The 24,438-nt window shown below is 66.0% G+C and carries 20 protein-coding genes and 1 tRNA gene; 17 read left to right on the top strand and 4 right to left on the bottom strand.

The features are described 5' to 3' along the window. Nucleotides 1-159: 159 nt before the first annotated feature. The 7 genes from gltB (at nucleotide 160) to pyk (ending at nucleotide 10,274) form a co-directional block, all read left to right on the top strand. The gene (gene gltB, locus QNO10_RS08070) at nucleotides 160-4,749 is read left to right on the top strand and encodes a glutamate synthase large subunit (protein WP_229947950.1); all 4,590 of its coding nucleotides are present in this window, start codon (nucleotides 160-162) and stop codon (nucleotides 4,747-4,749) included. Beyond that, nucleotides 4,742-6,199: a glutamate synthase subunit beta gene (locus QNO10_RS08065; protein ID WP_229947951.1), complete on the top strand. Its 1,458-nt coding sequence runs from the start codon at nucleotides 4,742-4,744 to the stop codon at nucleotides 6,197-6,199. Before gltB ends, QNO10_RS08065 begins: the two co-directional genes overlap by 8 nt. A gap of 167 nt (nucleotides 6,200-6,366) precedes the next feature. Continuing rightward, nucleotides 6,367-6,720, top strand: a complete 354-nt coding sequence (locus QNO10_RS08060; protein ID WP_229947954.1) for a PadR family transcriptional regulator — start codon at nucleotides 6,367-6,369, stop codon at nucleotides 6,718-6,720. Next, nucleotides 6,720-7,082 carry a DUF1048 domain-containing protein gene (locus QNO10_RS08055; protein WP_229947956.1) on the top strand — a complete coding sequence of 121 codons (363 nt, stop codon included), beginning with the start codon at nucleotides 6,720-6,722 and terminating at the stop codon, nucleotides 7,080-7,082. The genes QNO10_RS08060 and QNO10_RS08055 overlap by 1 nt, the downstream gene beginning before the upstream one ends. Nucleotides 7,083-7,103: 21 nt before the next feature. Then, nucleotides 7,104-7,925 (top strand): ABC transporter ATP-binding protein, encoded by an 822-nt coding sequence (locus QNO10_RS08050; RefSeq protein ID WP_229947958.1) that lies wholly within the window; start codon nucleotides 7,104-7,106, stop codon nucleotides 7,923-7,925. Then, nucleotides 7,922-8,680: an ABC transporter permease gene (locus tag QNO10_RS08045; protein ID WP_229947960.1), complete on the top strand. Its 759-nt coding sequence runs from the start codon at nucleotides 7,922-7,924 to the stop codon at nucleotides 8,678-8,680. The genes QNO10_RS08050 and QNO10_RS08045 overlap by 4 nt, the downstream gene beginning before the upstream one ends. An 82-nt stretch (nucleotides 8,681-8,762) precedes the next feature. Continuing rightward, nucleotides 8,763-10,274 (top strand): pyruvate kinase, encoded by a 1,512-nt coding sequence (gene pyk, locus QNO10_RS08040; RefSeq protein ID WP_229947962.1) that lies wholly within the window; start codon nucleotides 8,763-8,765, stop codon nucleotides 10,272-10,274. Between the two features lie 92 nt (nucleotides 10,275-10,366). Here pyk and QNO10_RS08035 read toward each other — a convergent pair whose 3' ends face one another. Next, nucleotides 10,367-11,011 carry an ANTAR domain-containing response regulator gene (locus QNO10_RS08035; RefSeq protein WP_283995876.1) on the bottom strand — a complete coding sequence of 215 codons (645 nt, stop codon included), beginning with the start codon at nucleotides 11,009-11,011 and terminating at the stop codon, nucleotides 10,367-10,369. A gap of 124 nt (nucleotides 11,012-11,135) precedes the next feature. On the opposite strand from QNO10_RS08035, the gene QNO10_RS08030 reads away from it, so the two are divergent. Next, nucleotides 11,136-11,220, top strand: a tRNA-Leu gene (locus QNO10_RS08030). Nucleotides 11,221-11,278: 58 nt separating this feature from the next. Here the strand turns inward: QNO10_RS08030 and QNO10_RS08025 are convergent. Continuing rightward, nucleotides 11,279-12,217 (bottom strand): 5'-3' exonuclease, encoded by a 939-nt coding sequence (locus QNO10_RS08025; RefSeq protein WP_229947964.1) that lies wholly within the window; start codon nucleotides 12,215-12,217, stop codon nucleotides 11,279-11,281. 116 nt (nucleotides 12,218-12,333) lie between these two features. On the opposite strand from QNO10_RS08025, the gene QNO10_RS08020 reads away from it, so the two are divergent. From QNO10_RS08020 to QNO10_RS08010, 3 genes are all read left to right on the top strand, one after another. Continuing rightward, nucleotides 12,334-12,810, top strand: coding sequence for an NUDIX hydrolase (locus QNO10_RS08020; RefSeq protein WP_229947966.1), 477 nt, complete (start codon nucleotides 12,334-12,336; stop codon nucleotides 12,808-12,810). After that, nucleotides 12,807-13,277: an NUDIX hydrolase gene (locus tag QNO10_RS08015; protein WP_229947969.1), complete on the top strand. Its 471-nt coding sequence runs from the start codon at nucleotides 12,807-12,809 to the stop codon at nucleotides 13,275-13,277. The genes QNO10_RS08020 and QNO10_RS08015 overlap by 4 nt, the downstream gene beginning before the upstream one ends. Before the next feature lie 276 nt (nucleotides 13,278-13,553). Next, entirely contained in the window at nucleotides 13,554-14,966 is a 1,413-nt protein-coding gene (locus QNO10_RS08010) for a YhgE/Pip domain-containing protein (protein ID WP_229947970.1), read from the top strand. Nucleotides 14,967-14,988: 22 nt separating this feature from the next. Here QNO10_RS08010 and QNO10_RS08005 read toward each other — a convergent pair whose 3' ends face one another. Beyond that, on the bottom strand, nucleotides 14,989-15,573 hold the full coding sequence (locus QNO10_RS08005) for a helix-turn-helix domain-containing protein (RefSeq protein ID WP_229947971.1): 585 nt from the start codon (nucleotides 15,571-15,573) through the stop codon (nucleotides 14,989-14,991). A gap of 161 nt (nucleotides 15,574-15,734) precedes the next feature. Here QNO10_RS08005 and QNO10_RS08000 point away from each other — a divergent pair, with 161 nt between their 5' ends. Further along, nucleotides 15,735-16,709: an NAD(P)/FAD-dependent oxidoreductase gene (locus QNO10_RS08000; RefSeq protein WP_229947972.1), complete on the top strand. Its 975-nt coding sequence runs from the start codon at nucleotides 15,735-15,737 to the stop codon at nucleotides 16,707-16,709. Here the strand turns inward: QNO10_RS08000 and QNO10_RS07995 are convergent. After that, nucleotides 16,706-17,368 carry a TetR/AcrR family transcriptional regulator gene (locus QNO10_RS07995; protein WP_229947973.1) on the bottom strand — a complete coding sequence of 221 codons (663 nt, stop codon included), beginning with the start codon at nucleotides 17,366-17,368 and terminating at the stop codon, nucleotides 16,706-16,708. The genes QNO10_RS08000 and QNO10_RS07995 overlap by 4 nt on opposite strands. A gap of 157 nt (nucleotides 17,369-17,525) precedes the next feature. Here QNO10_RS07995 and QNO10_RS07990 point away from each other — a divergent pair, with 157 nt between their 5' ends. From QNO10_RS07990 to yjfF, 5 genes are all read left to right on the top strand, one after another. Further along, nucleotides 17,526-19,703: an ABC transporter permease gene (locus QNO10_RS07990; RefSeq protein WP_229947975.1), complete on the top strand. Its 2,178-nt coding sequence runs from the start codon at nucleotides 17,526-17,528 to the stop codon at nucleotides 19,701-19,703. 202 nt (nucleotides 19,704-19,905) lie between these two features. Next, a complete protein-coding gene (locus QNO10_RS07985; RefSeq protein WP_229948013.1) occupies nucleotides 19,906-20,868 on the top strand; it encodes an ABC transporter substrate-binding protein in 963 nt (320 codons plus the stop codon). Nucleotides 20,869-20,870: 2 nt separating this feature from the next. Then, a complete protein-coding gene (locus QNO10_RS07980) occupies nucleotides 20,871-22,394 on the top strand; it encodes a sugar ABC transporter ATP-binding protein (protein ID WP_229948015.1) in 1,524 nt (507 codons plus the stop codon). Beyond that, on the top strand, nucleotides 22,391-23,422 hold the full coding sequence (locus QNO10_RS07975; RefSeq protein ID WP_229948016.1) for an ABC transporter permease: 1,032 nt from the start codon (nucleotides 22,391-22,393) through the stop codon (nucleotides 23,420-23,422). Before QNO10_RS07980 ends, QNO10_RS07975 begins: the two co-directional genes overlap by 4 nt. Next, complete coding sequence (gene yjfF, locus QNO10_RS07970; RefSeq protein WP_229948018.1) at nucleotides 23,422-24,435, top strand: galactofuranose ABC transporter, permease protein YjfF; 1,014 nt, start codon at nucleotides 23,422-23,424, stop codon at nucleotides 24,433-24,435. The genes QNO10_RS07975 and yjfF overlap by 1 nt, the downstream gene beginning before the upstream one ends. The last annotated feature ends 3 nt before the right edge of the window (nucleotides 24,436-24,438 follow it).

Genomic DNA, 24,438 nt, shown 5'->3' with positions numbered 1-24,438 from the left:
CCCGAGGATTCCTCGTAAACCGGAAATGTTTTTCCGGTGTTACCGGGCTGAAGTGAGCCGTAAAATCAATCAACGCCGCGGAGCGTCCCCCCGGGGATTTCCGCAGGGGCCAGCACTGTCCCCTCCCAACGCTCTACAAGGGGGAAGGACTCACTTCTTATGACTGATTCCCTGTCTGCATCCACCGACACCGTGGTGTCACCCTTCGTCCGCTTCGCCGCGTTGCCGGAGGACTCCGGCCTGTACCGCGCCGGGAACGAAAAGGACGCCTGCGGCCTGGCCGTCATTGCCACCCTGCGCCGCGAACCCACACACGAAATTGTCCAGGCTGCCCTCGTGGCCCTGCGCAACCTTGAGCACCGCGGAGCCGTGGGTGCCGATGAAGGCACGGGCGACGGTGCCGGCCTCCTCACCCAGGTCCCGGACGAATTCTTCCGCGCCGTAGTGGACTTCGAGCTTCCCGCCGCCGGAGGCTACGCCGTCGGCACCGCGTTCCTGCCCACCGAAGACCGCGAGCAGCAGACCGCCCGCGGCGGCGTCGAAATGATTGCCGCCAGCGAGGGACTGCGTGTGCTGGGCTGGCGCGAGGTCCCCATCGTGGCGGACCTGGTGGGCGCCATGTCCCGTGCCTGCATGCCCTACTTCGTGCAGGTGTTCCTGGCCCCCGAGGAGGGCACCGGCGCCGAGGACCTGGATGCCAGGGCTTTCCGTGTCCGGAAGCGTTCCCAAAACAAGTTCGGCGTCTATTTCCCTTCGCTGTCCTCAAAAACCATGGTCTACAAGGGCATGGTCACCACCGCGCAGCTGGAACCGTTCTTCCCGGACCTGTCCGACCCCCGGTTCAAGACCCGCCTGGGTATTGTCCACTCGCGCTTCTCCACCAACACGTTCCCGTCCTGGCCGCTGGCCCAGCCGTTCCGCGCCATCGCCCACAACGGCGAGATCAACACCGTCAAGGGCAACCGGAACTGGATGCGTGCCCGGCAGTCCCAGATGAAGAACCCGCTGCTGGGGCAGACCCCGGAGGAACTCTTCCCCATCTGCACTCCCGGTGCGTCAGACTCCGCGTCCTTCGACGAAGTGGCCGAACTGCTGATGCTCTCCGGCCGGCCCATCACCCACGCGATCATGATGATGATCCCGGAGGCCTGGGAGAACCACGCCACCATGGACCCGGCCCGCCGGGCGTTCTACCAGTACCACTCCATGCTTATGGAACCGTGGGACGGGCCCGCCGCCGTGTCCTTCACCGACGGCGTCTCCGTGGGGGCGGTGCTGGACCGCAACGGACTGCGTCCGGCCCGCTACTGGGTGACCGATGACGGCCTGGTGGTCCTGGCTTCCGAGGTGGGCGTGGTGGACATCGACCCCGCAAAGGTGGTCCGCAAGGGCCGTGTCTCGCCGGGCAAGATGTTCCTGGTGGACACCGACGAAGGCCGGTTGATCGAGGACGACGAGATCAAGGCCGAGGTTGCCGCCGCTAATCCGTGGGCCGACTGGGTAAAGGAAAACCAGGTCCGCCTGGAGGAGCTGCCCGAGCGCGAGCATGTGCTGCACACCAAGGCATCCATCAACCGCCGCCAGCGCACCTTCGGCTACACACAGGAGGAACTGCGCATCCTGCTGGGCCCGATGGCCCGGACCGGTGCCGAACCGCTGGGCGCCATGGGCTCCGATACCCCCATCGCCGTGCTTTCCAAGCGTCCCCGGCTGCTCTTTGACTACTTTGTGCAGTCCTTTGCCCAGGTGACCAACCCGCCGCTGGACTCCATCCGCGAGGAACTGGTCACCTCCATGCAGGCGTCAATTGGACCCAACGGCAACCTGCTGTCCCTGAAGCAGGTGAAGACCAGCCAGGTTGCCCTGAAATTCCCGGTAATCAACAACGACGAGCTCGCCAAGATCGCCAACCTCACCGACGACGACGGCGACCGGATCGCCTTGAAGGTCCGCGGCCTCTACCGTCCCGAAGGCGGCGAGGGCGAACTGCGCGCCAGGATCAGCGAGATCTGCGAAAAGGTCTCCGGCGCCGTGAACCGCGGGGTGCAGTACATCGTGCTCTCGGACCGGGATTCCAACGCCCAGTGGGCGCCCATCCCGTCGCTGCTGCTGCTCTCCGCCGTGCACAACCACCTGCTCAAGAGCGCCAACCGCACCAAGATCTCCGTGCTGGTGGAGGCCGGCGACGTCCGCGAAGTCCACCACGTGGCGGCGCTGATCGGCTACGGTGCCTCCGCCGTGAACCCGTACCTGGCCATGGAAAGCTGCGAGGAACTCGTCCGCAACGGCGACATCACCGGCGTGACCGGTGAACAGGCGGTGGGCAACCTGATCAAGGGACTCGGCAAGGGTGTCCTGAAGATCATGTCCAAGATGGGCATCTCCACCGTCGCCTCCTACTGCGGCGCGCAGACCTTCGAAGCGCTCGGCCTGGGCCAGGAACTGGTGGACGAGTTCTTCCACGGCACCCAGACCCAGCTGGGCGGCGTCGGCCTGGACGTCATCGCCGCCGAAGCCGCCGCCCGGCACGCCGAGGCGTACCCGAGCGACGGCGTGGAGGAGCCGCACCGCGCGCTGGACAACGGCGGCGAATACCAGTGGCGGCGCGAAGGCCCGCCGCACCTGTTCAACCCCGAGACGGTCTTCCGGCTGCAGCACGCCACCCGCGAACGGCGGTACGACGTGTTCAAGGCCTACACCTCCGGCGTCAATGACCAGTCGAAGAACCTCATGACCCTGCGCGGACTGCTCGACTTCCGCACCGGGGACCGTACCCCCGTGCCGCTGGACGAGGTGGAGCCCGTCTCCAGCATCGTGAAGCGCTTCTCCACCGGTGCCATGAGCTACGGCTCCATTTCCCAGGAAGCCCACGAAACACTGGCCATCGCGATGAACCGCCTGGGCGCCAAGTCCAACACCGGCGAGGGCGGCGAAGACCCGGAGCGGCTGCTGGACCCGGAGCGGAGCTCGGCCATTAAGCAGGTGGCCTCCGGACGGTTCGGAGTCACCAGCCTGTACCTGACCAACGCCCAGGACATCCAGATCAAAATGGCCCAGGGCGCCAAGCCCGGCGAGGGCGGCCAGCTCATGGCGCAGAAGGTCTACCCCTGGGTGGCCCGCACGCGGCACTCCACGCCCGGCGTCGGGCTCATCTCACCGCCGCCGCACCACGATATTTACTCCATCGAGGACCTCGCCCAGCTGATCTACGACCTCAAGCGCTCCAACCCCGGTGCCCGGGTGCACGTGAAGCTGGTCTCCGAAGCCGGGATCGGCACCGTGGCGGCCGGCGTGACCAAGGCAAAGGCCGACGTCGTACTGGTCTCCGGGCACGACGGCGGCACGGGCGCCTCGCCGCTGAACTCGCTCAAGCACGCGGGGGCTCCGTGGGAACTCGGCCTGGCCGAAACCCAGCAGACCCTGATGCTCAACGGACTGCGGGACCGCGTGGTGGTCCAGGTGGACGGCCAGCTCAAGACCGGGCGCGACGTCGTGATGGCCGCACTGCTGGGCGGGGAGGAGTTCGGTTTCGCCACCGCGCCCCTGGTGGTCTCCGGCTGCATCATGATGCGGGTCTGCCACCTGGACACCTGTCCCGTGGGTGTGGCCACGCAGAACCCCGAACTGCGGGCACGCTTCTCCGGCAAGCCGGAGTTCGTGGTCAACTTCTTCGAGTTCATTGCCGAGGAGATCCGCGAGATCCTCGCCGAACTGGGATTCCGCACCCTGGAAGAGGCCATTGGCCGCACCGAACTGCTGGATACCGCCGCGGCCATCGACCACTGGAAGGCCGACGGCCTGGACCTGGAACCGATCCTGCGCGGACCCGAGGTGGACCCCGGGGCGCCGCTGCGGAACATGGTGCCGCAGAACCACGAACTGGACCAGCACTTCGACAATCGCCTCATCGAGATGAGCGCCGACGCGCTGCAGAACCGTGCGCCGGTCCGGATTGCCCTCGACGTGGTCAACACCGACCGCTCCGTGGGCACCATGCTCGGGCATACCGTCACCAAGACCTTCGGGGTGGACACCCTCGCTCCCGACACCATCGACGTCACCCTCACCGGCCAGGCCGGGCAGTCCCTCGGGGCCTTCCTGCCCGCCGGGATCACCCTGCGGCTGTTCGGCGATTCCAACGACTATGTGGGCAAGGGCCTTTCCGGCGGACGGATCATCGTCCGTCCGGACCGCGCGAACGTCTTCGCCGCCGAGCGCAATGTCATTGCGGGCAACGTGATCGGCTACGGCGCCACCAGCGGCGAGATGTTCCTCAGCGGCCAGGTGGGTGAACGCTTCCTGGTCCGCAACTCCGGGGCCACCGCCGTTGTGGAAGGCATCGGCGACCACGGCTGCGAATACATGACCGGCGGGCAGGCCCTGATCCTGGGCCGCACGGGCCGGAACTTCGGCGCCGGTATGTCCGGCGGCACCGCGTTTGTGGTGGACCTGGAACCGGCCAACGTCAACAAGGAGTCCCTGGAACGCGGCGAGCTGCTGCTCGTTGAGCCGGACGCCGAGGATATCGACATTGTCCGCGGACTGCTGGTCCGGCATCTCGAGGAGACCGGCTCGGACCTGGCCCAGAAGATGCTGGAAAGCTTCGAGGACACCGCGTCCCGCATTACCAAGGTGCTGCCGCGGGACTACGCCGCAGTGCTCGGCGCCCGCGCCTCCGCCGCCGAAGCGGGACTCGATCCCGACGGCGCCGAGGCCTGGAACAAGATTTTGGAGGTTACCGGTGGCTGACCCACGCGGATTCTTGAAGGTACGCGAGCGGGAAACGCAGCCGCGGCGGCCGGTGCCGGTGCGCATCATGGACTACAAGGAAGTCTATGAAGCGCAGGAAAAGGGTGTGCTTCAGGCACAGGCCGGCCGCTGCATGGACTGCGGCATCCCGTTCTGCCATCAGGGCTGCCCGCTGGGCAACCTCATTCCGGAGTGGAATGACCTGATGTGGCGGGACAAGGGCGCCGAAGCCATTGAGCGGCTGCACGCCACGAACAACTTCCCCGAGTTCACCGGCCGGCTCTGCCCGGCCCCCTGCGAGGCGTCCTGCGTGCTGGGCATCAACCAGCCGCCGGTCACCATCAAGCAGGTGGAGGTATCCATCATTGACGAAGCCTGGGGTGAAGGCTGGGTGACTCCGCACCCGCCGGAGCGCCTGACCGACCGCACCATCGCCGTCGTCGGCTCCGGCCCCGCCGGGCTGGCCGCCGCCCAGCAGCTCACCCGTGCCGGACACACCGTGGCCGTGTACGAGCGGGATGACCGCATCGGCGGGCTGCTGCGCTACGGCATTCCGGATTTCAAGATGGAAAAGATCCAGGTGGACCGCCGGCTGGAGCAGATGCGCGCCGAGGGCACCCGTTTCCGCACCGGCGTCGAGGTGGGTAAGGACATCAGCTGGGAACAGCTGCGCCGCCGCTACGACGCCGTGGTGATTGCCACCGGCGCCACCGTGCCGCGCGACCTGCCCATCCCCGGACGGGAACTCTCCGGCGTCCATTTCGCGATGGACTACCTGGTGCAGTCCAACCGCGCCGTGGCGGGGGACAGCGTCCGGAACCAGATCACCGCCGAAGGCAAGCACGTGGTGATCCTGGGCGGCGGCGATACCGGTGCGGACTGCCTCGGCACCGCGCACCGCCAGCAGGCCGCCTCGGTGACCACGCTGGCGATCGGCCAGCAGCCGCCCGCCGAGCGGGCCGCACACCAGCCGTGGCCGATGTACCCGACCCTGTTCGAAATGGCCAGCGCGCACGAGGAAGGCGGGGAACGCACGTTCCTGGCCTCCACGGTGGAGTTCGTGGGGGAGAACGGCAAACTCACCGGGGTGAAGGTGGCCGAGACCGAATTCGTGGACGGTAAGCGGCTGCCGAAGGCCGGCACCGAGCGGATCATCCCGGCGGACCTGGTGTTCCTGTCCCTGGGCTTCACCGGACCCGAGCCCGCCGGTCTGGCGGATCAGGTGTCTGCGGAGTTCGACGAGCGCGGCAACGTGGTCCGCGACGGGTACTACATGACCGGCACTCCGGGTGTCTTTGCCGCGGGCGACGCCGGTCGGGGACAGTCGCTGATTGTGTGGGCCATCGCCGAAGGACGGGCAGCGGCCGCCGCCGTCGACCAGTGGCTGATGGGCAGCACCCGGCTGCCCGCGCCGGTGGCACCGACCGACCGGGCCATCACTGTACTTTAGGGCACCAGCCCCAGCAGGCGCCGGACACTGTCCGGCGCCTGCTTTTTTATTTCCCGGAACCCCTTGCGAGCGCGGTACTTAGTGTTACTGTCTACTGGTAGCTAGCGTCGCTGAGTAGCTGGCAGCAGCACCGAAGCAGACACCGAACAGGCAGGTACGGCGGAGTTATGGGCAAGCAGATGACGGAGATGCTGAAGGGCACCCTGGAAGGGATTGTCCTTGCGGTCATCGCCGCCTCGCCGGCCTACGGCTACGACATCACTGCGCGGCTGCGCGAACAGGGTTTCACCGACATCGCCGAGGGCACCGTCTACGCGCTCCTGGTCCGGATCGAGAAACGGGGCCTGGTCGACGTCGAGAAGGTGCCGTCCGAAAAGGGGCCGCCGCGCAAGGTCTACACGCTGAATGCCCAGGGGACGGGGTATCTCCAGGAGTTCTGGGGGTCCTGGAGCTTCCTGGCCACACGGATCGAAGAACTCCGTCATCACGTCGAACACCCGCAGGACCAAGGAGGGGAATGATGGCCGCCAAATGGATTGAGCTCGTCACCGGACCGTTTGAGGACAAGAGGCGCTGGCGCCGGTTCAAACAGCGCAAGGACCAGCTGCCCACCGGATACCGGACCGCGATGGATGGCCTGGAACGCTACTTCATGTACGCGGCACCGATAGCCAAGGGGGACGTCTACATCCAGATGCTCGAAGACCTCGCTGACCTTTTCGAGCGTGCCGCCGTCGACGGCACGCCGATCCGCAGCGTCGTTGGAGAGGATCCGGTGGAATTCGCGGAGGCCTTTATCGCGAACTATGCGGACGGCCAGTGGATCAACAAGGAGCGGAAGCGCCTCGTCGAGACCATCGACCGGTCTGCCAAAGAGATGTGAACACCGGGAAGGAGACCGGATATGAGTACCACCTCCACCCTCGAACCCGCCATCCGGGTACAGGGCATCGAGAAGTCTTTTCGGGACCTGCAGGTGCTGCGCGGCGTCGATTTTGACGTGAGCACCGGCAGCATCTTCGCACTGCTGGGCTCCAACGGAGCCGGAAAAACCACCTTGGTACGGATCCTTTCGACCTTGCTGAAGGCCGACGCAGGGACGGCGGCAGTCGCCGGCTTCGACGTCGCCGCGGCCCCCGCCGACGTGCGCCGGTCCATCAGCCTGACCGGCCAGTTCGCCGCCGTCGATGAAGTGCTTACGGGACCGGAAAACCTGGTCCTCATCGCGAAACTCCGGCACCGGAAGAATCCAGCCGGGATTGCCGACGGGATGCTCGCCCGCTTTGCCCTCACGGAGGCCGGAAACCGCCGGGCGGGAACCTATTCGGGGGGTATGCGCCGCCGCCTCGACATTGCCATGAGCCTGATCGGGGAACCGGACATCATCTTCCTCGACGAGCCGACCGCGGGCCTGGACCCCCAGTCACGCAACGAAGTGTGGCAAACCATCCGTGACCTGGCCGACGGCGGGACGACGGTGCTGCTCACCACGCAGTATCTCGACGAGGCGGAACAGTTGGCGGACCGCATCGGGATCCTGCACGAGGGCACCATCATCCAAAACGGCACCCTGGCCGAACTGCAGCAGCTCCTCCCGCCGGCCACAGCGGAGTACATCACAAAACAACCGTCCCTGGAGGACATCTTCCTCGCCCTGGTGGGCGGTACGGACTCGGATGCCCTTGGCGGCGGCACGGCCGCCCGGGAGAAAAGGCAAAGCTCATGACTGTCCTCAGCGATACCCGGGCCCTGACGGGCCGCTCCCTGCGGCACGTCCTGCGCAGCCCCGACACCATCATCACGACGGCGGTGACTCCGATCGCGCTGATGCTGATGTTTGTCTACGTTTTCGGCGGTGCCATCAGCACCGAGTCGGGGGAGTCCTACATCAACTACACTCTGCCCGGCATCCTGCTGATCACCGTCGCCTCAGGTGTCGCCTACACGGCCTACCGGCTGTTCCTCGACCGGCAGGGCGGCATATTTGAGCGTTTCCAGTCGATGCCGATCGCCCGGTCGGGGGTGCTGTGGGGCCACGTCCTGACCTCGGTGACGGCGAACCTGGTGTCGCTTGCGTTGGTGATTGGTGTGGCACTGATTGCGGGTTTCCGCACGGGCGCCTCGCCGGCCGCCTGGCTCGCCGTCCTCGGCATCCTGGTCCTGTTCACCCTGGCGCTGACCTGGCTGGCAGTGATCGCGGGACTGACGGCCAAGACCGTCGACGGCGCCAGCGCGTTCAGTTACCCGCTGATTTTCCTGCCGTTCATCAGCTCCGCGTTTGTCCCCACCAGTACGATGCCGGCCCCGGTGGCCTGGTTTGCCGAGAACCAGCCCGTGACCTCCATAGTGGACACCCTCCGCGCGCTGCTGGCCCAGGAGCCCGTGGGCAGCGGTTCCTGGGTGGCGCTTCTCTGGCTGGTCGGCATCCTCGGTGTCGGCTACGCCGTCGCAACCACCGTCTACCGGCGTCGGGTGGGTTGATCCAGGTCACGGGAAACCGCCGTGACGAGCGCCGCGTGCCCTGCGCCATGCGCAAACAGCTGAGGGAGACTAGGCTGGAACTATGAGACGCGCAAAGATTGTTGCCACTTTTGGACCAGCGATCGCCAGCTACGAAAATACCGTAGCGGTTCTTCGCGCGGGCGTGAATGTCGCCCGTATGAACATGAGCCACGGCGACCACTCCGTACACAACGCCACGTATGAGAACGTGCGCAAGGCCTCCGCCGAGCTGGGGATGCCCGTGGGCATCTTCGCCGACCTCCAGGGCCCCAAGATCCGGCTCGGCCGGTTCACCGAGGAACCCCACTTCCTGAACGTGGGCGATACCTTCACCATCACCACGGATGACATTCCCGGTACCAAGGACATCTGCTCCACCACGTACAAGGGCCTGCCCGGGGACGTAAACGTGGGCGACTTCCTGCTGATCGACGACGGCAAGGTCAAGCTCCGTGCCGTGGAGGTGACCGCTAACAATGTTGTCACCGAAGTAGTGGTTCCGGGCAAGGTGTCCAACAACAAGGGCATCAACCTGCCCGGTGTTGCCGTGAACGTTCCGGCACTGAGCGAAAAGGATGAGGACGACCTCCGCTGGGCCATGCGCCGCGGCGTGGACATGGTTGCCCTGTCCTTCGTCCGCAACGCCGGGGACATCACCCGCGTGCACGAGATCATGGACGAGGAAGGCCGGCGCGTGCCGGTCATCGCCAAGATCGAAAAGCCGCAGGCCGTGGAGAACCTCGAAGAGATCATCGACGCTTTCGACTCCATCATGGTTGCCCGTGGCGACCTGGGTGTCGAGCTGCCGCTCGAAGAGGTCCCGATCGTGCAGAAGAACGCCGTTGAACTGGCACGCCGCTGGGCCAAGCCCGTCATCGTGGCCACCCAGGTCCTCGAATCCATGATCGACAACCCCCGCCCCACCCGCGCAGAGGCTTCCGACTGCGCCAACGCCGTCCTCGACGGCGCGGACGCGGTGATGCTTTCCGGCGAAACCTCCGTGGGCAAGTACGCCATTGAGACCGTCGAAACCATGGCCCGGATTATCGAGTCCACCGAGCAGCACGGCCTGAACCGGGTTCCTCCGCTGGGCTCGAAGCCGCGGACCCGCGGCGGCGCCATCACCCGTGCCGCAGTGGAGATCTCCGATCAGCTGGACGCCAAGTACATCTGTACCTTCACCCAGTCCGGAGACTCCGCACGCCGCCTGTCCCGTCTGCGCCCGTCCAAGCCGGTGTTCGCTTTCACCCCCGTGGAGGCGACCTACCGCTACATGACCCTGTTCTGGGGCGTGGCACCCATGCTGGTCGAGTTCGCCGAGCACACCGATCAGATGACCGCCCAGGTGGACCGCACCCTGCTGGAAGAGGGCCTGGTGGAAGACAACGACCTGGTGGTCATCGCTGCCGGTTCGCCTCCCGGACAGGCCGGCTCCACCAACAGCATCAAGGTGCACCGCGTAGGCGACATTGCCGACGCCGGCCAGCCTGCTGAAGGCCAGGAGCGGGTCAAGGAAAAGGTCGGCCCGTGGCCGGTCAAGGAAAGCAAGAAGGGCCAGGCCAAGGCCATCTAGGTTCCGGCTTTCCCCGCATTTCCCTGCATCAACAGGAAAGGTCCCGTCCAAGTGGACGGGACCTTTTCCTGTGTTCAGCCAGCCAGCGGAACCTAGTTGACCTGGTTGATGATGGTCTCGGCGACTTCGCGCATGCTCAGCCGGCGGTCCATGGAGGTCTTCTGGATCCAGCGGAAAGCCTCGGGCTCGGTGAGGCCCATCTTGGTGGTCAGCAGCGACTTGGCGCGCTCCACCAGCTTGCGGGTGGCGAACTGTTCCTTCAGGTCGGTGACCTCGGCTTCGAGGGCCTGGATTTCCTCGTGGCGGGAGAGGGCGATTTCGATGGCCGGAATCAGGTCCGCCGGCGTGAAGGGCTTGACCACGTAGGCCATGGCGCCGGCCTCGCGGGCGCGCTCCACCAGTTCCTTCTGGCTGAACGCGGTCAGCAGCACCACGGGGGCAATGCGGGCCTTGACGATCTGCTCGGCGGCGGTGATGCCGTCCATGAGCGGCATCTTGACGTCCATGAGGACCAGATCCGGCTTCAGTTCGTGCGCCAGCTGGACGGCTTTCTCGCCGTTGTCTGCTTCGCCGACGACGTCGTATCCCTCGCCGGTGAGGATCTCGACAATGTCCAGGCGGATCAGTGTCTCGTCCTCGGCGACGAGTACACGGCGGGCCGGGCTGTTGGACGGCGCGGTGTTGGCGGACGCGGCGTTGGTCCACGCGGCAGGCGCGGACTCGGTGGACTCAGACACAGATGGCTCCTCAGATACGGTCTCTCCTGCCGGCAGACCGACAGTTCACACAATCAGCGTATCCGCATGTAGAGTTGTTTTGCGCCCAACACGGTAAGTACTCGTGCTTAGTGACCCAGGGCACGCCCGAATGGCGGAATTGGCAGACGCGCTGCACTCAAAATGCAGTATCGAGAGGTGTGTGGGTTCGAGTCCCACTTCGGGCACCAGTCTAAGCTTCAAAGGCACCCCAGGTCTGCGGACCCGGGGTGCCTTTCTTTGTACCGGCTAGGCGTACCGGTCAAACGAGTCCAGCAGCCGCTTGACGGACCCGCCCAGGTTCCAGTCACCGGCGAGACGTTCCAGTTCGGTGCGTTGCTTGCCGGTAACCGCGTGCAGCTGGGCGCCGGCCTTCTTGGGTGAGGGCAGATCCAGATCCCGGACCACCTTCACCACTGTCGGTGCGGCCGCCAGATAATCCGCGGCCTTGGCCAGCTTGGAACGCACCGGACCCGCGAGCCCGCTGTCCGGGTCCTCCGCCGCTTCCAGCAGGGAATCGAGGGTGCCGTATTCGGCCAGCAGTGAGGACGCCGTCTTCTCGCCGATCCCGGACACCCCCGGCAGGCCATCGGAGGCATCGCCCCGCAGGGTCGCGTAGTCCGCGTACTGCCCGGGCAGCACCTTGTATTTGGCCACCACCGATGCATCGGTCATGACATCCAGGTTCTTCATGCCGCGGGCGGTGTAGATGACGCGGACATCCCGCTCATCGTCAATGACCTGGAACAGGTCCCGGTCACCGGTGACGACGTCGACCGGCATGGAGGCGGTGGACGCGTAGGTGCCGATCACGTCGTCGGCCTCGTGCTCCGCGGCGCCGACGACGGCGATGCCCGCCAGTTCCAGCGTCCGGCGGATCATCGGGATCTGGGCTTCGAGTGGATCGGGCACCGTTTCGACGTCGGGGTTTCCGGTGACTTCTTCGGCAACCCGGTGCGCCTTGTACGTGGGAAGCAGGTCCACCCGCCACTGCGGCCGCCAGTCGTCATCCCAGCACGCGATCAGGTGGGTGGCTTCATAGTCGGCGGTGAGCCGGGCGATCATGTCCAGCAGGCCGCGCACGGCGTTCACCGGCGTGCCGTCGGACCGGCGGATGGTGTCCGGAACGCCGTAGAAGGCACGGAAGTACAGTGACGCGGTGTCGAGGAGCATCAGGCGCTGGGTCATAGGCCGATCCTGCCACGGATGGCACGCCGATGGGCAGCTAAAGCCGGGTCCGGCCCGGTTAGGCTGGAGCCTCAGTGTTTCCCATCAAGGATTTCCCATCTAGGAGTCGAATTCCATTGACCGACCGGTTCCGAGTTGTGCCTGCCAGCTATCTCCTTTTCCGCGCCGGCGACCGGGTGCTGCTGCAGCTTCGGCAGGGAACCGGGTATATGGACGGCTACTGGGCGACGGCGGCCGCCGGCCACGTGGAGACGGGGGAGTCGGCGGTGGAAGCCGCCGTGCGGGAGGCGCGGGAGGAGCTGGGCATCATGGTGGCGCCCGCCGACGTCGTTCCCCTGACGTCCATGCACCGGACGAACGGCGGCGGGAACCCCGTGGATGAGCGGGTGGACTTCTTCTTCCTTTGCAGTGCGTGGCAGGGGGAACCCCGCATCATGGAACCAGGCAAGGCGGCCCGGCTGGAATGGTTCCCGCTGGATGAGCTGCCGGCCGACGTCGTGCCGCATGAAAGGTATATCTTCGACCGGCTGCGGGACGGGATGCCGCCGATTCTCACGTTCGGGTTCGCTGACGCCTTTGTGGGGCGGCAGTGATTACCAGTGCAGGCATTCTGATTTACCGGTGGGGTACGGAAGGCCTCGAGGTGTGGATCGGCCATATGGGCGGGCCATTTTGGGCGCGGAAGGATGAGCATGGGTGGTCCATCCCCAAGGGTGAGTACCTGCCGGAGGAGGAACCACTGGCTGCGGCGCTGCGGGAGTTCGCCGAGGAAATGGGGACGCCGGCTCCGGCCGCCGAGTATGAGCTGCTGGGCAGCTACCGGCAGTCCGCCCAGAAAACCGTCACGGTGTATGCCGCGGAGGCGGACTTTGCTCCGGAGCGGATTGCCAGCAACATGTTCGAACTGGAATGGCCGCGGGGATCGGGCAAGATGCGGGAGTATCCGGAGATCGACCGGGCCGGCTGGTTTCCGGAACCGGTTGCCCGTATCAAGCTGGTGAAGGGACAGGCGCAGGTGCTGGATGCACTGGTGCGGCTGGTCGGGGAGCGGGAGCACTAGGGCCGGGCTGGTCCAGGAGGTCCTGGGTGCCAGCAAGCTGAACCCGGCGCACAGGATCCCGCAGTCCGTGGCTGGTGAGCAAGGTGTGACCTCAGCCGAATCATTGGCACCAATGTGTGGGATGCCGTGTGTGCACCTGACGCCGCGGCAACGTCAAGGGCAGTCTTCCTGCCATGCCCCCGATCAGGCGCGCGGCTATATCCGCGGCTCCACTCCGGCGGCTAACCTCGAACGGTAAGACGAATCCGCATTCAGGCCCAGCCGGGAGGTCGGTCCATGCCCGCACATGCGTCCACGGAACGTTCCCCGCAGCGGGAGCCCGAACGCGCCATAAGCCCGGGCACCTTCCTGTCACCCCGGTTCTGGCTGCTGCCGCTGCTGGTGCTTTTGCTGCTGGGCGGCGCCGGCACCGCCCTCTACATTGGTGGACTTGGCAGCCCGGGCGACCACCTTCGGAACTTTCCGCTGGCAGTGGTGAATGAGGACCGCGGTGCGACGCCGGCCAACGGCGGCAGCCCGCAGAACCTCGGGCAGAACATCACCGGCCAGATGCAGCAGGGCTTCTCCGAGTCGGACGAAATCGACCTCCGGGTCCTGTCCCCGGACGAGGCTGAGGAACAGCTGCGCAATGGACAGATCCATGCCGCCGTCGTTATCCCGGAGTCCTTTTCCGCCGATGCGCTGGGACTGGTGACCGGCGCCCTCAGCGGCGCCGAGGTCACACGCCCATCCATCACCGTCTACACGAATCCACAGGCGGGGCCGCTGGCCAGCAGCCTGGCGACGTCCGCCGTCGACGCGGCGCTTGAACGGGCGAACACCGGGCTGGGGGAGCAGCTGACCTCGGCTGCGGAGGCGGCGCAGGGCGAAGCCCGGGCGGAACAACAACGCGAACTGGCGCCGCTGGGCCTGCCGGAGCAGGCGCAGCAGCAGCTGGCACCCACGGTGGACGGCACCGCTGCCGACCTGCTGCGCGAACCTATCTCTGTCACCACCACCGCCTATGAAACCCCGCCGGAAGGCGCTGCGCTCGGCATGGGAGCGTTCTTCTATTCCGTGCTGCTGATGGTGGTGGGAGTCAGCGGTTCCGTGGCCATCCATTTCCTGGTCGATTCGCGGCTCGGGGTAGCACCGGTGGAAATGGGACCGCGCTTCGCGCTGGGTCCGCGGATGCAGCCGGCGCGCTGGAAAACCTATCTGATCAAGTGGGGCATCGTGGTTCTGGGGGCGCTGCCCACGGCGGGGCTGATGATGTGGGTGGCCTCCGCCGTAGGAATGCCCATCCCGCACGGCGGCTGGTTCTTCCTCACAACGTGGCTGTCCATTGTCACGGTCTCCGCGGTGACCACCGCGCTGATCACCATGTTCGGCAGCATAGGCATGGTCCTCTCACTGATCTACGTGGTGTTTATGGGCCTGCCCGCCGCCAGCGGCGTGGTGCCGCTGGAAGCGCTGCCTGGGTTCTTCAGGTTTATTGCCCCCGGCGAGCCGCTCTACCACATGACCACGGCAAACCGGGCGGTCCTGTACTTCGATGCCCAGGCCGACGCCGGCGTGCAGAGCGGGATTGTCGGCATGCTTATTCTCATCCTGATAGCAGTTGTGGTCGCCATGGTCTTCTCGGTGCTCTACGACCGGAGGTTCGGCCGCCGCCGGGCGGAGCTGGTCCCGGAACCGGTCACGTCCTGATGTTGGACGACAGGGGCAGACCCTAGGTGCGGGGGCGCGGCGCCGGGCGCGCCCGGAGGTGTGCCCGCTCACCCTGGGGTCCGAAAAGGGCGATGAACTCGACCGCCTCGGCGGTGGCATTTCCCATCCAATGCGGCAGCCGGGTGCTGAACTCTGCTGCTTCGCCGGGGACCAGGATGAGTTCCTCGTCGCCGAGGACGAGCCGCAGCTTACCGCTGAGGACGTAGAGCCATTCATAGCCCTCGTGGGTGCGTGGATCCGGGGTGGCGGGCTTATCCGTCGCCGGCAGGATGTATTTGTAGGCACCAACCCCGCTGGCCTTTTCGGTCAGGGGAATGATGAGTGCCCCGTGACGGCGGATGGGACGCATATGTACCCGGGGATCGCCCGTGGCCGGAGCGTCCACCAGCTCGTCGAGGGTCACCCCATAGGTCTGCGCCAGCGGCATGAGCAGCTCCAGTGTTGGACGCCGCTGGCCCGACTCGAGCCGGGAAAGCGTGCTGACGGAGATGCCGGTGGTCTCGGAGAGGTTGGAGAGCGTAACGCGGCGCTGTGACCGCAGGGAGCGCAGCCGCGGTCCTACGCCGGACAGGGGTTTCTCGCTCATGGAAGTAAACCTACGGCACGCAGGCGGCAGCAGGGGTTCCAGCTGCGGATGCACGCATTAGTTGCCGGACCGGCAAAAATGATTGCCCGTCCGAAGGCGTCCAACCCAGACTGGCGGAAGAGCTCCGGGTGACGGTCCCGGGCCGCATGGAAGGACCGGACATGACGAATGGCGAATATGACGTAGTAGTGGTTGGTGGCTCCGCGGCCGGGTTGAGCGGGGCCTTGAATCTCGCCCGTGCCCGCCGGTCAGTAGCGGTGGTTGACTCCGGAGACCCACGCAATGCCCCGGCCGGCGGCGTGCACAATTACATCGGCCGGGAAGGGACCCCGCCGTCGGAACTCACCGCCGTCGGACGCGCCGAGATCACCGGCTACGGCGCCGTCGTGCTGGAGGGAACGGTCAGCACGGTAACCCGCGACGACGACGGAAGGTTCCTGGTATCCCTGGCCGACGGCGGATCCCTGCTGGCCCGCCGGGTGCTGGCCGCTTCGGGGGCACGGGATGTCCTGCCGGACATTCCGGGACTGGCGCGGTACTGGGGGAAGGATGTGCTGCACTGTCCGTACTGCCATGGATGGGAAGTCCAGGACCGGCCGATTGGGATTCTGGCCCGGGACCTGGAGACGGGCGTGCACCAGGCCCTGATGTGGCGGCAGTGGAGTGAGGACATTGTGTTGTTCCTGCATACCTCCGGGGAGCCGGGCGGCGCGCAGGCACAGCAGCTGGCGGCCCGCGGCATCCGGGTAGTTGCCGGTGAAGTCACGGCAGTGGAGGGAGAGTCCCGGCTCACCGGACTGCGCCTGGCCTCGGGCGAGGCAGTGCAGCGGCAGGCACTCGTGATCGCTGCTCCGGTGCATGCCCGCGCCGCTTATCTGGCGGACCTGGGTATCAAACCGGTGGAACAGTTCGTGGGGGAGCAGATCATCGGAACGGCGGTGCCGGCGGCGGATCCGACGGGGGCCACCACCGTTCCCGGGGTCTATGCGGCCGGAAACATGGTGGTCCCCATGATGCAGGTGATCGGTGCAGCAGCCGCGGGACTTGCGGCGGGAGCCGCCATCAACGCCGACCTGATTGCTGAAGAAACGGAACGTGCCGTGGAGGCATCCCTTTCGCGGCGGGCCCAGCCCTAGAGGAGGTAGACGGGCGAGGGCTGCGTGATGAAGTTTCCGGGATGCGTTACCGGGGCGGACAGCATTCCGGCACAGGAATCGATGAGGAAGTAGCCCACCCCGGTCCAGTTCGCGGTCTCGGCTCCGTCCTGGACCCGCGCCTCATACTCGGCGCAGGTGGCGGTGGTCATGTTGCCCAGGATCCACGACCGGCCGTGCAGGACGGTGGTCGGGAGTTCGCCGACGGCGGCAGCAGTCCGGCGGAGCAGGTCTTCGGTGCCGCGGTTGGCGATGGCCGTGCGGTTCAAGAGGGCCTTCATGGAAGGCACCGCACGCATCTGGTGCAGGAACCGGGCCCGCCAGCTCGGCACCGGCAGGGATGCGAGGTGGTCCACCCAGGGCAGGATCAGGCAGGCCAGCAGGTCGTGGAGGCCGGCGTCGTCGCCCAGCTGGTCGGTGAGCACCGCGCGGCGCCGGTGGGTGTCCTCGAGATGGCGGGTGACCAGCGCCTCGAGTAGTTCGTCCCGGCCGCCGAAGTGGTACGCGACGGCGGAATGGTTGGCCGTCCCTGCATGCTCGGCGATGCGCCGGTTGGACACAGCGTCGATGCCGTAGCGGGCAAAAAGCTCCTCGGCGGCATCGAGCAGCGTCTCGCGTGCTTTCGCCCCGTGCTGTCCCATGCGTGTTCCCTTGTGTCGGCATTCCTGCGGCTTCGATTACCTAATTTACGCCACATGGCGTAATTTTGACGAGTTGGCCCCACAGACCCCGCCTCGGCAACCGCGTCGACGCGCACTTCGCACCACCACTCGTGAATTCAGCTACAGGAGCACGTCCTTGACCAGTACTTCCCCGACATCCCCAGGCTCTCCGCCGGATACGGATACGGATCCGACACGAGAAACCGAGGCACCGGAGACGGGCACCACGGATCTTGACGCAGCTGCCGCAAAGCGCGCAAAGGCAGAGAAGATCGGCCGCTACGTGGCCATGTTCCTGATGCCTTTCCTGATGGTTTCCATGCTGGTGGGCGGCTACCTCGCCGCAATGCATGCGCCCACGCCCAACGACCTGCCCATCGCCGTCAGCGGATCCGCTGCTCAGGCGGAACGCTTCGCTGATTCCCTCGAGTCCTCCGACCCCGACGCCGTTGAGGTACGGGTAGTTGATACCGCCGAGGACGCACGCCGGCTGGTCCTGGACCGCGAGGTCTCCGGAGCAGTGGCCGTGGATGGCTCCGCCGCGACCCTCTACACCGCCAGTGCTGCCGGCGCGTCGCAGTCCAGTACCGTGACGGCGCTGCTTGCCCCGCAGGTGCTTAGCCAGGGCCTGACCCTGCAGTCCGAGGACCTTGCCCCGCTGCCCGACCACGACATGGCCGGCCTGGGTGCAATGTTCCTGACCACCGCCCTGATGCTGGCCGGTTACATGCCCCTGAGCCTGGTGCTCTCCAACTCGCCCGAGCTGCTCCGCTTCCGCCGCTTCGTTCCCCTGCTGGCCGGTTGGGCCGCACTGATTGCCGGCCTGGTCTGGGCCGTCACGGGTCCGATGCTCGGCGTCGTCGAGGGACACTCCGCCGCCGTGCTGGGCGTCTCCTGGCTGACCGTGTTCGCCGTCGGCAGCGTCCAGCTGTTCCTCACCCGGATCCTCGGCCCGATGGCCGTTTTGGCCGGCATGCTGTTCCTCATGGTGCTGGGCGTTCCGGCGTCCAACATGAGCATGTCCGTGCACACCATGCCGGGCCTCTACCCGTACCTCCACAGCTTCCTGCCCGCGGCCGCCACCGGCGAATCGCTGCGTTCGTACCTGTACTTCGACGGTAACGGGGCGGGCCCCCACCTGCTCGTACTGGTCATCGGGGCCGTGGCGGCGCTGCTGCTCACCCTCGTCCTCGACGCCGTCAAACGCCGCCGCAAGCCGAATGCGGCTCCGCCGGCGATCAACGTCGCGTCGCTGCACGGCGGCCCCCGCCCGAAGCGCCGCCGCTGGCGCTACGGCACCCTGGCCTTCTTCCCGCTGGCCATGGTGACCATGATGCTGTCCTTCATGCTGGGCGCCATGTACGAGCCCACGCCGCGGGACATGCCGGTCGCCGTCGTCGGCGCCACTGCCGAACAGGCGGAACAGGCCGTGTCCGGCCTGGACGAAAACATGTCCGGGCTGTTCGATCTGCATCCGATGGATAACGCCGACGACGCACGCGGCCAGGTGCAGGACCGGACGGTGGTCGGCGCCTACGTGCTGCCTTCGGCCGAAAACCCCACCGCGACACTCATCACCAACCAGGCAGCGGGCATAAGCCAGCAGCAGGTCCTCACCTCGGTGTTCGGCCAGGTGTCCGCAGGCCAGCAAATGGAAATGGCCTCCGACAACGTGGCCCCGCTGAAGGACTCGGACTCCATGGGCATGGCCACGATGTACCTGGCCATGGGCTGGATCATGGCCGGCTTTATGATCATTGTGGTTGGTTCGACGGCGGCTCCGGCCAGCCGACCGCTGCGTAGGCTGCTCCCGATTGTTGCCGCGTGGGCCGTCGGCATGTCGGCGTTCCTCTGGGTCATCGCCGACGTGTTCGTCGGGGCCATCGACGGGCACTTCCTCCCGCTTTGGGGAGCCGGTGCTGTTGCGATCTTCTGCATGGCCATGTTCACTGCCGTGTTCGAACGGTTCATGGGGATGCTCGCCATCCTTCCGGTGATCGGCATCCTGATGTTCCTTGGCGTGCCGGCCTCCGGCGCGGCAATGTCCATCTACATGGAGCCGGAAATCTTCCGCTTCCTGCACGGAGTGCTGCCCATGCCGGCGGCGGTCGAATCGATCCGCTCGATTCTCTACTTCGGTTCGGACACCCTCTGGTCCCACCTGCTGACCCTTGGCATCTGGGGTGCAGCCTCGCTGGCGGTGGTCACCGTTATTGACCACTTCAAGCCGCCGCGCACCGAGGCGCATCCGGTGGACACCGGGGCAGGTGCCGCTGCACGGCCGGAGCCGGCATTGGTTTCCGCCGGAGCCTGACCGGTACCGAAGCACATCCGCCCGTGGGCCGCTGCACTGCAGCGGCCCACGGGTGGAACGAGAAATCCGCGAAAACTCGCTTGACCGACGGAATGTGAACGGTCACTATGCAGCCAGGGCACGGTGCCCGCGCAGCGATGAGGGTGCGTTGTCCTGGCTGCGGTCCGAATTCCAGGAGGCAGCAGTGTTTCGGAAATCCCTAATGACAGGCCTGGCGGTTTCAGCCCTCGCCCTCTCTGCCTGCGGCGGCGGCGGATCGGGGTCCGACGCCGGCGGAGGCGCGGAGGACGGCATCACCATGGGTTTTGCCCAGGTAGGCGCGGAGAGCGGCTGGCGGACAGCCAACACCAAGGATGTGCAGGACGCGGCGAAAGCCGCCGGCGTCGACCTGAAATTCACCGATGCCCAGCAAAAGCAGGAGAACCAGATCAAGGCGATCCGCTCCTACATCCAGCAGCAGGTGGACGTCATCGCCTTCTCTCCGGTGGTTGAATCCGGCTGGGACACCGTGCTGAAGGAGGCCAAAGACGCTGGCATCCCCGTGATCCTTACGGACCGTGCCATCGATTCCAAAGACACCTCCCTCTACACCGCGTTCCTGGGCTCGGACTTCGTGGAGGAAGGCAAGAAGGCCGGTGAGTGGCTCGTGGAGGACAGTGCGGCCACCGACGGCCCGGTGAACATCGTGGAACTGCAGGGGACCACCGGCGCCGCTCCGGCGCTTGACCGGAAGGAAGGCTTCGAGGCTGCCATCGCCGCGGACCCGGACCTGCAGATCGTGCAGTCCCAGACGGGGGACTTCACCCGCAGCGGCGGCAAGCAGGTGATGGAGGCCTTCCTGAAAAACACTCCGGACATTGACGTGGTCTACGCCCATAACGACGACATGGGCCTGGGCGCCATCGAAGCGATTGAGGCGGCGGGCATGGTGCCCGGCGAGGACATCAAGATCATCACGGTGGATGCGGTCAAAGACGGCATGACCGCCCTGGCGGACGGGAAAATCAACTTCATTGTCGAGTGCAATCCGCTCCTCGGCGAACAGTTGATGGATATCGCCGAGAAGGTGGTGAACGGCGAAGAGGTCCCGGCCCGCGTGGTGACCGAAGAAACGTCCTTCACCCCCGAGCAGGCGAAGGAAGCCCTGCCCACCCGCAAGTACTGACCATGGACCAGAGCTCGCCGGTGGTGGAGATGCACGGCATCACCGTTGCTTTCCCTGGTGTCAAAGCCCTCGACGGCGTGGACTTCCGGCTGTTTCCCGGGGAAGTCCACGCCCTCATGGGGGAAAACGGGGCCGGAAAATCCACCCTGGTCAAAGCGCTTACCGGTGTCCACCGGACCGACGGCGGTTCCGTCACCGTGATGGGCCGTCCCGCCGTGTTCGCGTCCCCGGCGGCAGCCCAGGAAGCGGGGATCAGCACGGTCTACCAGGAGGTCAACCTGTGCCCGAACCTTACGGTGGAGGAGAACATCCTGCTGGGACGCGAACCCCGCAGGTTCGGCCATATCCAGTGGAAGCAGGTCCGGCGCAAGGCCCGCGCTGTGTTGGCGCAGCTGCAGCTGGGACACCTGGATCCCGGGTCCGTGCTATCCACGCACTCGATAGCGGTCCAGCAACTGGTGGCCATTGCCCGCTCCGTCCAGGTGGACGCTAAGGTCCTCGTCCTCGATGAGCCCACCTCCAGCCTGGACGCTGACGAGGTGCAGCAGCTTTTCGGAGTGATCCGGTCGCTCCGGGACCGCGGGGTGGCGGTGCTGTTCGTCTCCCACTTCCTGGAGCAGGTGTACGCCATCTCCGACCGCATGACGGTGCTCCGTAACGGGAAACTCGTGGGGGAATACCGCACCGCGGAACTTCCCCGCATGGGCCTGATCCAGAAAATGATCGGCAAGGACCTGGAAGTCCTCGAGGAGCTGGACCGCGGGGACACCCGGCACACGGCAGGCGCTCCGGGCAGTGCGCCCCTGCTGGAGGCCGAGCACCTGGGACGGAAAGGATCAGTGGAGAACATCACCGTCTCGATCGGTCCGGGACAGATCCTCGGCCTCGCCGGCCTGCTGGGATCCGGGCGGACCGAAACGGCGCGGCTGCTTTTCGGTGCCGACCGTGCAGACCAGGGGGAACTGCGGATCCGGGGTGCGGCGCGGTCCCTGCGGAACCCCCGCACCGCCATCGAGCAGGGCATCGGCTTCTCCTCGGAAAACCGGAAGGAGGAAGGGCTGGTGGGTGACCTCTCCGTGAAGGACAACATGGTCCTCGCGATGCAGGCGCGGAACGGATGGCTGAGACGGGTGCCCCGCCACCTCCAGGACCAGCTGGCCGAAGAGTTCATCCAGACGCTGGACATCCGGCCCGCAAACAAGGAGGCGCTGGTCCGGAACCTCAGCGGCGGCAACCAGCAGAAGGTGCTCCTTGCCCGCTGGCTGATCACCAACCCGGCACTGCTCATCCTGGACGAACCCACCCGCGGCATCGACATCGGCGCCAAGACTCAGATCCAGACGTATATCAGCAGCCTGGCCGACGACGGCATGTCGATCGTCTTCATTTCCGCGGAACTCGAGGAAGTGCTGCGCCTCAGCGATCACCTTGCTGTCCTGAAGGACCGTGAGATGGTGGCGGATCTACCCAACCAGGGAGTCAGCATGGAGGATGTTATGACGATCATTGCCGGGACGGGCGAATGACCGGCGTTCTGAGGCACCGGCTGATGTGGCCCGTCCTCGCGCTGGTCCTGTTGCTGCTGCTCAACCAGGGTTTCCGCAGCGACTTCCTGGTGGTCCGGCTTCAGGATGGACACCTCTATGGCAGCCTGATCGACATCCTGCGCAACGGCGCCCCCACGCTCCTGATCGCCCTCGGCATGACGCTCGTGATCGCTTCCCGCGGCATCGACCTCTCGGTGGGCGCCGTGGCGGCCATTGCCGGCGCTGTGTCCTGCACCTACATCTACAACTCCGACAACCCGGGTTCCTTCGCGACCGCGGCAACCGCCGTGGCCATTGCGGTGGGGGCGGGGCTGGCGCTGGGTGCCTGGAACGGGTTCCTGGTCTCCGCGATCGGCATCCAGCCGATCATTGCCACGCTGGTGCTGATGACTGCGGGCCGAGGTCTGGCCCAGCTCGTGACGGACGGCCAGATCATTTCTGTGTCCAACGAGTCCTTCCACGCCATCGGCGCAGGATACTTCCTCACGCTGCCCATCTCGATCCTGATTGCCGCCCTGGCCTTCGCCGGCGCCGCGCTGCTGACCCGGTGGACCGCACTGGGAACACTCATCGAGTCCGTAGGTATCAACCCCGTGGCAAGCCGGCTGGCCGGCGTCAGCGCCCGCCGGATCCTCTGGATTGTCTACGTGTTCAGCGGCTTCTGCGCCGCCGTCGCCGGTTTGATGATCAGCTCGAACGTCACCGCAGCGGATGCGAACAACGCCGGACTCTTCATCGAGATGGACGCCATCCTCGCCGTCGTCATCGGGGGCACCTCGTTGGCCGGAGGGCGCTACAGCCTCGTGGGCACCCTGATCGGCGCGCTGATCATCCAGACACTCACCACCACCGTCTACACGCTCGGCATTCCGCCCGAGGTGACCCTGGTCTTCAAGGCACTCGTGGTCATCCTGGTGTGCCTGCTTCAATCGCCGAAGGCCCGGACGCTGCTGCGGCAACGCAGGCAACCTGCCCCGGCACGTCCTGCAACCAAGGCGGCCGCCTGATGTCAGTCCTGACCAGCCCGTCCACCCCTGCCACGCGGAAGCGCAGCGGCCTCCTGCAGGGGAAGGCCAAATACGCACCGACCGTTGCAACGATCGTGCTGTTCTTCGTGATGTTTGCCGCGGGATCCGTGATTTATCCGGGCTTCTTCTCCGGGCAGGTGTTCCTGAACCTGCTGATCGACAACACCTTCCTGATCGTGCTCGCCGTCGGGATGACGTTCGTGATCCTGACCGGCGGCATCGACCTGTCCGTGGGGTCCGTCGTCGCACTGTCCATGATGATCGCCGCGGCCCTGCTGCAGGCGGGCTGGAACCCGTTTGCCGTGATCGGTCTAGTGCTGCTGACCGGCGCCGTCTTGGGGCTGTTGATGGGCCTGGTGATCCAGGTCTTCGAAATCCAGCCCTTTATTGTCACCCTTGCCGGCCTGTTTCTGGCCCGCGGTCTCTGCTACGTGATCAGCCTCGACGCGATCACGGTTACCGATCCGTTTTTCACCTCCATGGCGCAGGCCCGCATCCGGCTGCCGGGAAATATGTTCATCTCGCCCGGAGTGCTCATTGCCCTGCTATTCGTGGCCGGTGCGTTTTACGTGCTGCACCAGACGCGCTTTGGCAGGACCGTGTACGCGATCGGCGGGGGAGAGGCCTCGGCACGGCTGATGGGGCTGGCGGTGCCCCGGACCAAGGTGCTCGTCTACACGGTCAGTGGGTTCTGTTCGGCAACCGCGGGCATCCTCTTTTCCTTCTACAGCCTGTCCGGCTACAGCCTTGCCGCCACGGGGATGGAGCTGGACGCGATCGCTGCAGTGGTGGTCGGGGGAACACTCCTGACCGGCGGCTACGGGTACGTCATCGGGTCCCTTGCCGGGGTGCTTGTGCTGGGCATTGTGCAGACGTTCATCTCCTACCAGGGGACCCTGAGTTCCTGGTGGACGCGGATTGTCATTGGCGTCCTGCTGCTGCTGTTCATCCTGCTGCAGAAAATCTTCTCGCGGAAAACCAAGCTGGCGTAGGCG

The organism is Arthrobacter sp. zg-Y919 (assembly GCF_030142045.1).
GTDB lineage: Bacteria > Actinomycetota > Actinomycetes > Actinomycetales > Micrococcaceae > Arthrobacter_B.
Note: the sequence above shows the minus strand (reverse complement) of the source record. Positions and strands in the feature narration are given on the sequence as shown.

Bases quoted from the DNA above. Each gene is read 5' to 3' on its own strand.
- gltB (WP_229947950.1), top strand. From the start codon at position 160: ATGACTGATTCCCTGTCTGCATCCACCGACACCGTGGTGTCACCCTTC.
- QNO10_RS07975 (WP_229948016.1), top strand. From the start codon at position 22,391: ATGACCGGCGTTCTGAGGCACCGGCTGATGTGGCCCGTCCTCGCGCTG.
- QNO10_RS08000 (WP_229947972.1), top strand. From the start codon at position 15,735: ATGACGAATGGCGAATATGACGTAGTAGTGGTTGGTGGCTCCGCGGCC.
- pyk (WP_229947962.1), top strand. From the start codon at position 8,763: ATGAGACGCGCAAAGATTGTTGCCACTTTTGGACCAGCGATCGCCAGC.
- QNO10_RS08050 (WP_229947958.1), top strand. From the start codon at position 7,104: ATGAGTACCACCTCCACCCTCGAACCCGCCATCCGGGTACAGGGCATC.
- QNO10_RS08055 (WP_229947956.1), top strand. From the start codon at position 6,720: ATGGCCGCCAAATGGATTGAGCTCGTCACCGGACCGTTTGAGGACAAG.
- QNO10_RS08010 (WP_229947970.1), top strand. From the start codon at position 13,554: ATGCCCGCACATGCGTCCACGGAACGTTCCCCGCAGCGGGAGCCCGAA.
- QNO10_RS08045 (WP_229947960.1), top strand. From the start codon at position 7,922: ATGACTGTCCTCAGCGATACCCGGGCCCTGACGGGCCGCTCCCTGCGG.
- yjfF (WP_229948018.1), top strand. From the start codon at position 23,422: ATGTCAGTCCTGACCAGCCCGTCCACCCCTGCCACGCGGAAGCGCAGC.
- QNO10_RS07995 (WP_229947973.1), bottom strand. From the start codon at position 17,368: ATGGGACAGCACGGGGCGAAAGCACGCGAGACGCTGCTCGATGCCGCC.
- QNO10_RS07985 (WP_229948013.1), top strand. From the start codon at position 19,906: ATGACAGGCCTGGCGGTTTCAGCCCTCGCCCTCTCTGCCTGCGGCGGC.
- QNO10_RS08005 (WP_229947971.1), bottom strand. From the start codon at position 15,573: ATGAGCGAGAAACCCCTGTCCGGCGTAGGACCGCGGCTGCGCTCCCTG.
- QNO10_RS08025 (WP_229947964.1), bottom strand. From the start codon at position 12,217: ATGACCCAGCGCCTGATGCTCCTCGACACCGCGTCACTGTACTTCCGT.
- QNO10_RS08060 (WP_229947954.1), top strand. From the start codon at position 6,367: ATGGGCAAGCAGATGACGGAGATGCTGAAGGGCACCCTGGAAGGGATT.
- QNO10_RS07980 (WP_229948015.1), top strand. From the start codon at position 20,871: ATGGACCAGAGCTCGCCGGTGGTGGAGATGCACGGCATCACCGTTGCT.